This window comes from Pseudomonas sp. SC3(2021) (assembly GCF_019856535.1).
Lineage (GTDB): Bacteria > Pseudomonadota > Gammaproteobacteria > Pseudomonadales > Pseudomonadaceae > Aquipseudomonas > Aquipseudomonas monsensis.
The window spans coordinates 2,658,182-2,670,236 of record NZ_CP082236.1 but is presented as its reverse complement, the minus strand read 5'-3'; the positions used below and the strand labels follow the sequence as shown (position 1 = coordinate 2,670,236).

Genomic DNA, 12,055 nt, shown 5'->3' with positions numbered 1-12,055 from the left:
TCAGGGGCGCATAAAGCCGTAGTCCTGATCGTCGTCGAGGTTTTCCGCAAGAAAGCGCAACTCGTCGGCCAGGTCTTCGGCGTTGCGCACGGCCTTGCTCTGTTGCACCACCGCACTGAGCAAGGCGCGCAGGCTCAACCCAGGGTCAAAACCCACTTCCTGCGCCACTTCCAGACTCTGCCGGGTTTCCTGCCTCGCCCACTCGTAAACACTCATGCTGCTGCTCCTGAAGGGATTTGCGCGAGCATGAAATTTCCCGCACGTAGCGGGTTTGATGTGGATCAAGACTTCGGATCGTCGTCCTTCCAGGGCGCCGAAAGGTAGCGCGTGCGGTTGAAGGTCTCCAGCCATTCCGGGCTGAATACCACCAGTGCGCTGACGATCATGCCGTTGATAAACGCCTCTGGGAAAATGATCAGCCACAGGTAACCGATGAAGTCTTCAAGCCATTCCGGCATGGCGAAAAGGCCGTCGTACCACAGCAGCGTCAGGCTCAGGATCAGGCACAACAGGGCTGACAGCGCGGCGGCAAAAAAACCGGAACAGAAGATGTACACGAACGGATTGCGCGGCTGCGCACGCTCGACGAGGATCGCCACGCACTCGGTAACCAGCACCGGCAGCAAAATGAACAAGGCGCCATTGACCCCCATCGCCGCGAGATCCTGACGCCCGAGCAGTACCAGGCCGATTTGCGCCACCAGCCCGCCGACGATCGCCACCGGCCAATCCAGCAGCAGCGTGACCGCCGTCATGCCAAGGAAGTGATACGACACGCCCGTGTCGAAATCCCTGCGCATCAACCACAACAGAAACAACGCAAACACGGTGCCGAACAGCAGATGCTGACGCCGACTGTCGCTGAACAACTCGACCCACGGCGCCCGCACGATCGCCCAAAGCAGCACCGGCAGATAAATCAGCCAGCCCAGCAGCAGACTCTCAGTCGCCAGCACCTCGACGCCGATCATGGGCGCGCCTTCTCCAGTGCCTCGCGCAGGTCGCTCGCGTTGGCGTACTCACGTTGCGCGAGCAATCGACCGTCCTTGAGTTGCAACCACAACACCTGGCCTTCCGCGCCGGGATAGCGCGACGCAACCCGGCCTTCTCGATCAAGCATGACCCGATAGTGGTAGTCACGCATGGCCGGTACGGCAAACATTCTGGCAATCAGCGCCGGCATGCGCTGGATATCGGCAACGAACACCGCGTGACGGGCCTCCAGATAGCCCTTGGGCTGATCCTTCAACGCCTCCTTGATCAGCTTGGCGCCGTCCATATCCCGCGCCACCAGCAGCGTGGTGGTGCTGTTGTCGAGGGTGAAGGGTTGCTCGTACTGATCGAGTAACGTCCAGGGAGCAAGACGCTCGCCGGTTTCGAGTGCATGGGCAAACAGCGGAAAAAGAGCAAACAGCAGCAGCCAGCGAAATTTCACGATGAGTCCTCACGGTTTGGCGTAAATAATCAATTCCCATGAGTCTACACCGCCCTTCTCCACTGCCCACTGATGCACTTTGCCGCGTAACGCTTTCAGCTTGTCGCATTTGAACGCTAAGCTTGGCGTATGGATGACTCAGATTATTTACGCCTGCTGACCATCGCGGCCGAGCAGGCCAACGCCTTTCTGTCCAATGCCCGCAAATGGGAGCGTGAGCGTTGGGTCTGCCAGCGCCTGCTGCAAGGCTTGAACATTCCTTATCGCGCCGACGAATTCGCTCCGGCTGGCGAGCCGCCGGACGTGCTGTTTCGTGATGCCAATTTCGAGGTGTTCTTCGTGCTCGACGAGGGGCGCCGGCTCAACGACGAATGGCGCGATGAATTGCAGCGACGACGCAGCGCTTTTTCCCTGAGCCAGCTGGTGCGCCGCGAAGCCAAGCCGAAACGCATCCCGGCCAACGAGTTCCTGCTGCGACTGGCACCGACCTTGCGCAAGAAAGCACACAACTACAAGGAACGCGGCATGGATCTGGGCGAACTGGACATCATCGCCTTCGCCAGCCTCAAACGTGAAGTACTGGATCTGAACAGCCATTTTCCACCGCCTACCGAGTATCTGCGTCAGGGCTGGCGCTCGCTGTCCCTGGTCGGCCCGACCTTCGCCCGTGTGTTGTTCGCCCACCCGGATGCGCCGGACTTTCTGCGCAGCAACCTCGGTCGCAGCATTGTCTTTGATGTGGGAATCAGCCTGTGACGCCACTTCAGCAACTGATCGCCGATGTACCGCAGACCGGGTGCGTCCGCTGGATTGGTGTGCGCCCCGAGTCGCGCGGGCCGATGATCGAACTCGATGCCGTGGAGGCGCGGCTGGAAGCCGGATTGACTGGCGATCACGCGCGCCCCGGTGTGCGCAACGCGCGACAGGTGACGCTTATTCAGTGGGAACATCTGGCGGTGATCAGCGCGTTGATGGGGCGCCCTGACGATCATCCAGTAAAGCCTGAAGATCTGCGGCGCAATCTCGTCATCAGCGGAATCAATTTGTTTAGCCTGAAAGGGCGGCGCTTTCGCATTGGTCAGGCCATATTCGAAACCACGGGCTGGTGCCAGCCGTGCGCACGTCTGCAGAACAACCTCGGTCCGGGCACCTTTCAAGCGGTGCGCGGGCATGGCGGAATTACCGCGCGGGTGCTACAAAGCGGGATCATTCGCCTCGAAGACCGGGTGAGCGTCGAGCCGGTTCCGGACAGCGGCTATGCTGCGTTCAACCCTGGATAAAAACCGCTGTAGCTTCTGCCCATTCAGCAACGTCTACCTGACGAGGCAAATATGACCAGCCGCCTGAACCCCGAAGACCAGAAACATGTCGAAGAGTACCTGCAACTGTCCCAACACCGAGTCGAGCGCCGGCCTTTCCGGCCGTGGATGCTCCTGGTGCTGGTGCTGGCAGTGACCATTGGTCTGGGCCTGTTGAGCCGATTTATCAGTTACCTGACGCTATGAGCTGCCTCGCGCTCGCTTGGGTAACCGCACCGATTTCCTTTAAAAACCTTGCGAGTTATCCCTATGTCCCATCGTATTGTTATTGTCGGCGGCGGCGCCGGCGGTCTGGAGTTGGCTACCCGTCTGGGTAAGACTCTGGGCAAGCGCGGCACGGCCAGTGTGATGCTGGTCGACGCGAACCTGACACACATCTGGAAACCGCTGCTGCACGAAGTGGCCGCCGGATCGCTGAACTCCTCCGAAGACGAACTCAACTATGTCGCTCAGGCAAAATGGAACCACTTCGAGTTCCAGCTGGGGCGCATGAGCGGGCTCGATCGCGCGCAGAAGAAAATCCAGCTGGCAGCGACCTACGACGAAAATGGCGTAGAGCTGGTCCCGGCCCGTGAAGTGGCATACGACTCGCTGGTGATCAGCGTCGGCAGCACCACCAACGACTTCGGCACCCAGGGCGCGGCGCAGCATTGCCTGTTCCTCGACACCCGCAAACAGGCCGAGCGCTTCCACCAGCAACTGCTCAACCACTACCTGCGCGCCCATGCCGGGCAAACCGATGTGATCGAGCAGATCAGCGTGGCAATTGTCGGCGCGGGTGCCACCGGCGTCGAACTGGCGGCCGAACTGCACAACGCCGCCCATGAACTGGCGGCGTATGGCCTGGACCGGATCAAACCGGAAAACATGCACATCACCCTGATCGAAGCCGGCCCACGGGTGTTGCCTGCCCTGCCGGAGCGTATCAGCGGGCCGGTGCACAAGACGCTGGAAAAACTCGGGGTCAACGTGATGACCAACGCTTCGGTCAGTGAAGTGACCGCCGACAGCCTGATCACCGCCGATGGCAATGAGATCAAGGCCAGTCTGAAAGTCTGGGCAGCAGGCATTCGTGCACCGGGCTTCCTCAAGGACATCGACGGCCTGGAAACCAATCGCATCAACCAGCTGCAAGTGCTGCCAACCCTGCAGACCACCCGCGACGAAAATATCTTCGCCTTCGGTGACTGCGCCGCCTGCCCACAACCGGGTTCGGACCGCAACGTACCGCCACGGGCGCAAGCCGCGCACCAACAGGCATCGCTGCTGGCCAAGTCGCTGAAACTGCGCATCGAAGGCAAAACCTTGCCGGAGTACAAGTACACCGACTACGGCTCGCTGATTTCGCTCTCGCGCTTCTCGGCCGTGGGTAACTTGATGGGCAACCTGACCGGTAGCGTGATGCTCGAAGGCTGGCTCGCGCGGATGTTTTACGTGTCGCTGTATCGCATGCACCAGATGGCGCTGTACGGGCCGTTCCGCACGGCAATGCTGATGCTGGGCAGCAAGATTGGCCGTGGCACCGAGCCACGTCTGAAACTGCACTAAAAAACCTGTGGGAGCGAGCCTGCTCCGGGCGGCGATCCGACGAATGCGGTGTGTCAAACGACAAAAATGTCGACTGATACAACCTCTTCGTCGGATCGCCGCCCGGAGCCGGCTCGCCCCCACAATGTTTTGTGTTGATCGAAAGATCTGTTTCGTACTGTATCCCCCCCTCGCTTTCCCCACCTTCGCTTACAAACTCTTCCGCTGCGCGACACAGACGCGATACACCGCCACCGCTTAATGGCCACACCCGAGCGCACCCGCTCAGGCTTTTGTCCTTAACGTGTGGTTGCGTTGTGCAACCAGGAGAGTGTAAATGTCCCGTACTTCGACCCTCGGTAAACAATCCATTGGCCTGATCGGCGCAGCCCTGGCTGGCGGCTTGATGCTGTCCGGCTCGGTATTTGCCGCCCAGCCATTGGCAAAGGGCTACATGGTTGCCTCGGCGGAAACCTCGGTGAAAGCGCCAGAAGGCAAATGCGGTGAAGGCAAATGTGGCGATGCGTCCATGGCCAAGACTGACAGCGATGGTGACGGCAAGGTCTCGCGCGCCGAATTTCTGAAAGTCGCGCCGAAGTCCGACTTCGACAAGATCGACGCCAACCACGACGGCTTTATCGACGAGCAAGAGGCCTATAACAACGTGAAGGCCAACTTTGAAGCCAACGGCAAGAAAATGCCGAAAGGTCTGTTCGAACACCTGAAAGACCAAGACGGCGCCTGATCGGCAGAAAAAAGCCGCGCTTCTCCTGCGAGAAACGCGGCTTTTTTATGTGTGGTTGTTTACAGCTGGAAACGCCGCACCATGCCCTGCAAGGCGTTGGCCAGTTGCGACAATTCATGGCTGGAAGCACTGGTCTGGTCGGCGCCTGCGGCAGAACGTACCGACAAATCCCGAATATTCACCAGGTTGCGGTCCACTTCCCGCGCGACTTGCGCTTGTTCTTCGGCAGCGCTGGCAATGACCAGATTGCGCTCATGGATCTCGTGCACCGACGCGGTAATGGTTTGCAGCGCCTCACCGGCACGCTCAGCCAGCGCCAGCGTGGTCGTCGCCCGCGCGGTACTGGCCTGCATCGAATCCAGCGCCAGGCTCGAACCGCTGCGCATGCCCTGAACCATTTGCTCGATCTCCTGCGTCGATTGCTGCGTGCGATAGGCCAGCGCCCGCACTTCATCAGCGACCACAGCAAAGCCGCGCCCACTCTCACCGGCCCGTGCCGCTTCAATCGCCGCGTTGAGCGCCAGCAGGTTGGTCTGCTCGGCAATCGCCCGAATCACGTCCAGCACTTTGCCGATATCCTGCGATTGATTGGCCAGTGATTGCACCAGTTCGCCAGTCTGTTGCACATCGCTGGCCAGGGCGTTGATGGCCGTGGCGGTCTCACTGACGCGCACCTGCCCCAGATGCGCCGACTCGCTGGATTGACGGGTGGCGTCAGACGTCGACACCGCATTGCGTGCGACCTCTTCCACTGCGGCCGTCATCTGATTAACAGCCGTCGCGGCCTGTTCGATCTCGTTGTTCTGTTGTTGCAGCCCCTGCGTACTGTCGAGTGTCACTGCATTGAGTTCATCGGCAGCGGTCGCCAGTTGCGTGGCCGAGCCGCTGATGCCTTGCAGCGTCTCCCGCAGGTTTTGCTGCATGGTCGCCAGTGCCTTGAGCAAGCGACTGACTTCATCGTTGCCCTGGGTTTCGATCGGTCGGGTCAGATCCCCCTGCGCGACACTTTCTGCTGCGCTCACGGCACTGCTCAGCGGGCGGACGATACTGCGAGTGAGCATCATCGCCAGTGCCACCGTGGCCAGCGCGGCCAACGCGATAAATAAACTGACAATCGTGCGCGAGTTTTCGTAGTGCGCAGCGGATTTCTGGCTTTCGGCGGCGACCTGTTTGGCGAACAGGTCCGCCAGGTCGTTGAGTTGTTTGCCGGAGCCATCGACGACGGTTTTCATGTCGACCAGCAACAATTTGGTCAACTCATCACGCTTGCCTTGCTCGGCGAGGGCAAAGGATTGAGCGATACCGCTGCGATACGCGGCGAAGGTCTTTTTGAATTGGTCATACAGCTGCTGGCCTTCCGGGGTGTCGACCAGTTTGTCGTAGGCGGCGATTTTCTCGCTCAGCTCCTTGTCGCGGGTGTCCATCTGGCTACGGTAGGTGGCGATATTGTTCGCGTCCTGATCCAACGCCATGCGCAATGAGATGGTGCGGATGCGCAGCATGATCTCGCGAATCTCGTCGCCGCCACGAATACTCGGCAGCCACTGATTTTCTACCGCGACCTCACTGTCGCGAATGCTCGACATCTGCCCCAGCGCAAATACGCCAAGCAATGCCACCAACACCGCGATCAGGGCGAATCCCAAGGCAGCCCGGGGAGCAATATTCAACTGACGAAGCAACATGACGAACGCCCTTATTCTTGTATTGGCCAGATTCAAGGGGCGAAAGCCATGGCAGTCCCCTCGTGTTAGCGGGCTATCGGCCAGTTGTACGATGACTTGAAGGGAATTGCCTTTTCGAGGGACAAAAAAAATCCCCGTATCTTTCGATACGAGGATTTTTAATATGGTCGGGGTAAGGGGATTCGAACTCCTGACATCCTGCTCCCAAAGCAGGCGCGCTACCGGACTGCGCTATACCCCGGTAAAAAAAAGGCGACCTTTCAAAGATCGCCTTCTTCGATCAGCGCTTTTGGCCTCTGATCTTAAGATTCGATCCCAGTGTTACCTGGTTTCAAAAATGGTGGGTCGTGTGGGATTCGAACCTACGACCAATTGGTTAAAAGCCAACTGCTCTACCAACTGAGCTAACGACCCAAAAATGGTCGGGGTAAGGGGATTCGAACTCCTGACATCCTGCTCCCAAAGCAGGCGCGCTACCGGACTGCGCTATACCCCGGTTTGAAATTGGCTCCGTGACCAGGACTCGAACCTGGGACCCAATGATTAACAGTCATTTGCTCTACCGACTGAGCTATCACGGAACTACATATTTCAATTTACAACTGTGAAACCTGAAGCTTCTCGACACCGTTTTCGCATCGCTGCGTTCGTGTGTCTGAGGCGCGCTATTCTACAACCTAGAACACCTCTGTCAACCCCCTAAATTGCTTTCAAGTTAATGATTTGCAACTTATTTCAGTTTTCAACCCAGAGGATTGAAACGCTGCCGGTGACTGACTGCGGGGCGCACTTTACAAGCCTTTTCCTTTGAGTTCAACAGCCTAACGAAAAAAAAGGCCCCACAATGTGGGGCCCTCCTTTTTTCCTTGGCGCTTTGGCTCAGTTGAAAACGATTTCGTCGTTCTCGACGGTGCCGGTCGCGGTTTCGCCAGGCATGAAGTGCCCCGAGAGGATCAATTGCGCCAGCGGGTTTTCGATCCAGCGCTGGATCGCCCGTTTCAAAGGACGTGCGCCGTAAACCGGGTCGTAACCGACGGCAATCAGCTTGTCCATTGCTTCCGGACTCAGTTCCAGCTTCAGCTCGCGCTCGGCCAGACGACTGCGCAGACGGCCCAGCTGGATCTCGGTAATGCCTGCGATCTGATCCCGCGCCAGAGGCTCGAAGATCACCACTTCGTCGACCCGGTTGATGAACTCCGGACGGAAGTGCGACGTCAGCGCATCCATCACCGCAGCACGCTGCGCCTCGCGATCACCGACCAGCTCCTGAATCTGCACAGAGCCCAGGTTCGAGGTCATGACGATCACCGTATTACGGAAGTCCACCGTGCGGCCATGGCTGTCGGTCAGGCGACCATCCTCGAGCACTTGCAGCAAGATGTTGAACACATCCGGGTGCGCCTTCTCGACCTCGTCCAGCAGGATCACCGAGTAAGGCTTGCGCCGTACCGCTTCGGTCAGGTAACCGCCCTCTTCGTAACCAACGTATCCCGGTGGTGCACCGATCAGGCGAGCCACGGAATGTTTCTCCATGAACTCGGACATGTCGATCCGCACCATCGCCTCTTCAGTATCAAAGAGGAATTCGGCCAGCGCCTTGCACAGCTCGGTTTTACCGACACCGGTCGGGCCGAGGAACATGAACGAGCCGCTCGGACGATTCGGGTCGGACAACCCGGCACGGGAACGCCGCACTGCGTTGGCCACCGCCACCACGGCTTCGTCCTGACCGATCACACGTTGGTGCAACAGGCTTTCCATCTTCATCAGTTTGTCGCGCTCGCCTTCGAGCATTTTCGATACCGGAATACCGGTCCACTTCGAAACGACTTCGGCGATTTCCTCTTCGGTCACCTTGCTGCGCAGCAACTGGTTTTCGCTCTTGCCGTGCTGGTCGACCATTTGCAGACTGCGCTCCAGGTCCGGGATCACCCCGTATTGCAGCTCGGCCATGCGATTGAGATCGCCTTTGCGACGCGCGGCTTCCAGTTCCTGACGGGACTGTTCGATCTTCTGCTGAATCTGCGCAGAACCCTGCACCTCGGCTTTTTCCGAGTTCCAGATTTCTTCCAGGTCCGAGTACTCACGCTCGAGGCGGACAATTTCTTCCTGAAGTTTTTCCAGGCGCTTCATGGCCGCTTCATCGCTTTCTTTCTTCAGTGCCTGGGATTCGACCTTCAACTGAATCAGACGCCGCTCAAGACGATCGAGCACTTCCGGCTTGGAGTCGATTTCCATACGGATACGGCTGGCCGCTTCGTCGATCAGGTCGATGGCCTTGTCCGGCAGCTGCCGGTCAGTGATGTAGCGATGGCTGAGCTTGGCCGCCGCGATGATCGCGCCGTCGGTGATCGCGACCTTGTGGTGAACCTCATAACGCTCTTTGAGGCCACGCAGGATCGCGATGGTGTCTTCTTCACTCGGCTCGTCCACCAGCACTTTCTGGAAGCGCCGCTCGAGGGCCGCATCCTTCTCTATATATTGGCGGTACTCGTTGAGCGTGGTCGCACCGACGCAGTGCAGCTCACCGCGCGCCAGCGCAGGTTTGAGCATATTGCCGGCATCCATCGAGCCTTCGCCTTTGCCGGCGCCGACCATGGTGTGCAGTTCGTCGATAAACAGAATGATCTGCCCTTCCTGTTTCGACAGCTCGTTGAGCAGCGATTTCAGGCGTTCTTCGAACTCCCCGCGATACTTGGCGCCGGCAATCAGCGCGCCCATGTCCAGCGACAACAGACGCTTGCCCTTGAGGCCGTCCGGCACTTCGCCGTTGATGATGCGCTGGGCCAGACCCTCGGCAATCGCGGTTTTACCTACGCCAGGCTCGCCGATCAACACCGGGTTGTTCTTGGTCCGGCGTTGCAGAACCTGAATGGTGCGACGGATTTCGTCGTCACGGCCGATCACCGGGTCGAGCTTGCCCTCTTCGGCGCGTTTGGTCAGGTCGACGGTGTACTTGTCCAGCGCCTGGCGCGACTCTTCGTGGTTCGCGTCATTGACCGCTTCACCACCACGCAGGTTGTTGATCGCGTTTTCCAGGGCTTTCTTGCTCACGCCCTGGCCGAGCAGCAGCTTGCCGAGCTTGCTGTTCTCGTCCATCGCCGCGAGCAGCACCAGCTCACTGGAAATGAACTGGTCGCCCTTCTGCTGAGCCAGGCGATCAGCCTGATTGAGCAGGCGCGCCAGATCCTGCGACATGTTGACGTCGCCGGTCGGGTTCTGGATTTTCGGTAATTGGTCGAGCTCTTTGGTCAGCTCTTTGCGCAGGCTGTTGACGTCGAAGCCCACTTGCATCAGCAGCGGCTTGATCGAACCGCCCTGCTGTTCAAGCATGGCCTGCATCAAGTGCGCCGGCTCGATGGCCGGATGATCATGGCCTACGGCCAGGGATTGGGCGTCGGACAACGCCAACTGTAATTTGCTGGTTAAACGGTCTATACGCATGGGGTCACCTTCCTTTTGAGCAGGCCGGACCTAAAAACCATCCTGAATAAAGAAACCTGCCAGATAGCACTGTAGATGCGGTCGATTCTGGAAGATTCAAGCGTCGGAGAGTTGATACAGATCAGACAAGTCTAGCGGGTGAGCCAGATCAGGGAGGCGAAGCGCCCCGTGCGCGACGCACGACGGTAGGAGAAGAAGCGTGGATCGGTCACGGTGCAGAAATCGCCGCCATAAACGGCAGTGACACCCCGTTCAGCCAGACGCAGCCGCGCCAGCAGGTAGATGTCGGCCATGAACTTGCCAGCATTGTGGCTCGGTACGAAGGCTGATGCCGCTTCGGGCAGTTGATTGATGAAAACTTCCCGTACTTCCGGGCCGACTTCAAATGCTTTCGGGCCGATGGCCGGACCGAGCCAGACCAGCACGTCCGCCGGAGCGGTGTCGAGTTGATCGAGAGTGGCTTCGAGCACGCCCGCCGCCAACCCGCGCCAACCGGCATGAGCCGCCGCGACACGAGTGCCGGCACGGTTGCAGAACAATGCCGGCAGGCAATCCGCGGTCATCGCCGTACAGGCAATGCCGGGGGTCTGCGTCCAACTGGCGTCAGCCGTTGCCACCACGTCTGGATCAGCATGAGCCACGACAATTCCGTGCACTTGCTGCAACCAGGCCGGCTTTATAGAGAAGCGCTCGGTCAGACGCCGACGATTCTCGGCAACAGCCTCTGGGCGATCATCGACATGATCGCCCAGATTGAGGCTGTCGAACGGCGCCTCGCTGACACCGCCCTCACGGGTGGTGACGCAGGCCATGACGCTGGCCGGCGCAGGCCAGTCCGGCGTCAGCCAGTTCATCCGACGAATGCCTCGCGATCCTGCTTGAGCAGGGTCAGCAGCCAGACGAAGTCTTCCGGCAGCGGCGATTCCCAGCTCATGCGCTCACCGGTGGTCGGATGATCGAGCTCTAGGAAGCGCGCATGCAGCGCCTGACGCGGGAAGTGCTTGAGCGACTCGACCATGGTCGGGTTCGCCGCCGGCGGGATGCGGAAACGACCGCCGTACGCCGGGTCGCCGACCAACGGGAAGTTGATGTGCGACATATGTACGCGGATCTGGTGGGTCCGGCCGGTTTCCAGTTTTACCCGCACGTGGGTGTGGGAACGGAAACGCTCCAGCACGCGATAGTGGCTGACGGCCGGCTTGCCGCCTTCCATCACCGCCATGCGCTGACGCTGCTGGCCGTGGCGACCGATCGGTGCATTGATCTTGCCACCCGCCGTCACCACGCCGATCACGATGCACTCGTAAATGCGGCTGACGCTGCGGCTCTGCAATTGTGCAACCAGCTTTGTCTGCGCCTGAATGGTCTTGGCCACCACCATCAGACCGGTGGTGTCCTTGTCCAGACGATGCACGATACCGGCGCGCGGGACATTGATGATGTCCGGCACGTGGTGCAGCAAGGCATTGAGCAAGGTGCCATCAGCGTGACCGGCAGCCGGGTGCACCACCAGGCCCGCAGGCTTGTTGATCACCAGAATGTCGTCGTCTTCATAGACGATGTCGAGCTCGATGTCCTGGGCGATCCACTCGCCCTGGGCTTCCTGCTCGGCAGTCAGTTCAAGGATGGCACCGCCATGCACGATGTCGCGTGGGCGGATGACCGCCCCGTCCACAGTCAGGCGACCTTCTTTGATCCAGGCGGAAAGGCGCGAGCGTGAGTGCTCAGCGAAGAGTTGGGCGGCGACTTGATCGAGGCGTTGGCCGCCCAATTCGGACGGCACCTCTGCGCGAAGTTCAATTTTATCGGACATGCTCTGACTGGGCGTCGGCACAGCCTTTGGTTTCGGCTGCGCGCTTGTGGTTAAATACGGCGTCTTTTGCCCCGAGGCTTTTCAACG

12 protein-coding genes and 4 tRNA genes are annotated in these 12,055 nt (G+C 59.4%); 5 read left to right on the top strand and 11 right to left on the bottom strand.

Features of this window, described 5'->3' with window-relative positions:
• The 3 genes from K5Y35_RS11920 to K5Y35_RS11910 form a co-directional block, all read right to left on the bottom strand.
• Positions 1-216, bottom strand: a complete 216-nt coding sequence (locus tag K5Y35_RS11920; protein WP_123464064.1) for a hypothetical protein — start codon at positions 214-216, stop codon at positions 1-3.
• 65 nt (positions 217-281) lie between these two features.
• Positions 282-971, bottom strand: a complete 690-nt coding sequence (locus K5Y35_RS11915; RefSeq protein ID WP_222834279.1) for an energy-coupling factor ABC transporter permease — start codon at positions 969-971, stop codon at positions 282-284.
• On the bottom strand, positions 968-1,435 hold the full coding sequence (locus K5Y35_RS11910) for an FAD/FMN-containing dehydrogenase (protein ID WP_128616128.1): 468 nt from the start codon (positions 1,433-1,435) through the stop codon (positions 968-970). Before K5Y35_RS11910 ends, K5Y35_RS11915 begins: the two co-directional genes overlap by 4 nt.
• 129 nt (positions 1,436-1,564) lie before the next feature.
• On the opposite strand from K5Y35_RS11910, the gene K5Y35_RS11905 reads away from it, so the two are divergent.
• From K5Y35_RS11905 to K5Y35_RS11885, 5 genes are all read left to right on the top strand, one after another.
• A complete protein-coding gene (locus K5Y35_RS11905) occupies positions 1,565-2,191 on the top strand; it encodes a DUF1780 domain-containing protein (RefSeq protein ID WP_007909887.1) in 627 nt (208 codons plus the stop codon).
• On the top strand, positions 2,188-2,715 hold the full coding sequence (locus K5Y35_RS11900) for an MOSC domain-containing protein (protein WP_128616129.1): 528 nt from the start codon (positions 2,188-2,190) through the stop codon (positions 2,713-2,715). Before K5Y35_RS11905 ends, K5Y35_RS11900 begins: the two co-directional genes overlap by 4 nt.
• Before the next feature lie 51 nt (positions 2,716-2,766).
• On the top strand, positions 2,767-2,940 hold the full coding sequence (locus K5Y35_RS11895; RefSeq protein WP_007909875.1) for a DUF3094 domain-containing protein: 174 nt from the start codon (positions 2,767-2,769) through the stop codon (positions 2,938-2,940).
• A gap of 63 nt (positions 2,941-3,003) precedes the next feature.
• Positions 3,004-4,302, top strand: a complete 1,299-nt coding sequence (locus K5Y35_RS11890; protein ID WP_186747896.1) for an NAD(P)/FAD-dependent oxidoreductase — start codon at positions 3,004-3,006, stop codon at positions 4,300-4,302.
• 316 nt (positions 4,303-4,618) lie between these two features.
• A complete protein-coding gene (locus K5Y35_RS11885) occupies positions 4,619-5,026 on the top strand; it encodes an EF-hand domain-containing protein (RefSeq protein ID WP_222834278.1) in 408 nt (135 codons plus the stop codon).
• A gap of 59 nt (positions 5,027-5,085) precedes the next feature.
• Here K5Y35_RS11885 and K5Y35_RS11880 read toward each other — a convergent pair whose 3' ends face one another.
• The 8 genes from K5Y35_RS11880 to rluD all read right to left on the bottom strand — a co-directional run bounded on the left by K5Y35_RS11880 (position 5,086) and on the right by rluD (position 11,968).
• Positions 5,086-6,711: a methyl-accepting chemotaxis protein gene (locus K5Y35_RS11880; RefSeq protein ID WP_222834277.1), complete on the bottom strand. Its 1,626-nt coding sequence runs from the start codon at positions 6,709-6,711 to the stop codon at positions 5,086-5,088.
• 164 nt (positions 6,712-6,875) lie between these two features.
• Positions 6,876-6,952, bottom strand: a tRNA-Pro gene (locus tag K5Y35_RS11875).
• 97 nt (positions 6,953-7,049) lie between these two features.
• Positions 7,050-7,125 (bottom strand) — tRNA-Lys (locus K5Y35_RS11870).
• 5 nt (positions 7,126-7,130) lie between these two features.
• A tRNA-Pro gene (locus K5Y35_RS11865) sits at positions 7,131-7,207 on the bottom strand.
• 9 nt (positions 7,208-7,216) lie between these two features.
• Positions 7,217-7,292: transfer RNA gene (locus K5Y35_RS11860), tRNA-Asn, on the bottom strand.
• 298 nt (positions 7,293-7,590) lie between these two features.
• Positions 7,591-10,155, bottom strand: coding sequence for an ATP-dependent chaperone ClpB (clpB, locus tag K5Y35_RS11855; protein ID WP_123464050.1), 2,565 nt, complete (start codon positions 10,153-10,155; stop codon positions 7,591-7,593).
• A gap of 131 nt (positions 10,156-10,286) precedes the next feature.
• The gene (gene pgeF / locus K5Y35_RS11850) at positions 10,287-11,009 is read right to left on the bottom strand and encodes a peptidoglycan editing factor PgeF (RefSeq protein ID WP_123464048.1); all 723 of its coding nucleotides are present in this window, start codon (positions 11,007-11,009) and stop codon (positions 10,287-10,289) included.
• Positions 11,006-11,968: a 23S rRNA pseudouridine(1911/1915/1917) synthase RluD gene (gene rluD, locus K5Y35_RS11845; protein ID WP_123464046.1), complete on the bottom strand. Its 963-nt coding sequence runs from the start codon at positions 11,966-11,968 to the stop codon at positions 11,006-11,008. Before rluD ends, pgeF begins: the two co-directional genes overlap by 4 nt.
• Positions 11,969-12,055 lie beyond the last annotated feature (87 nt).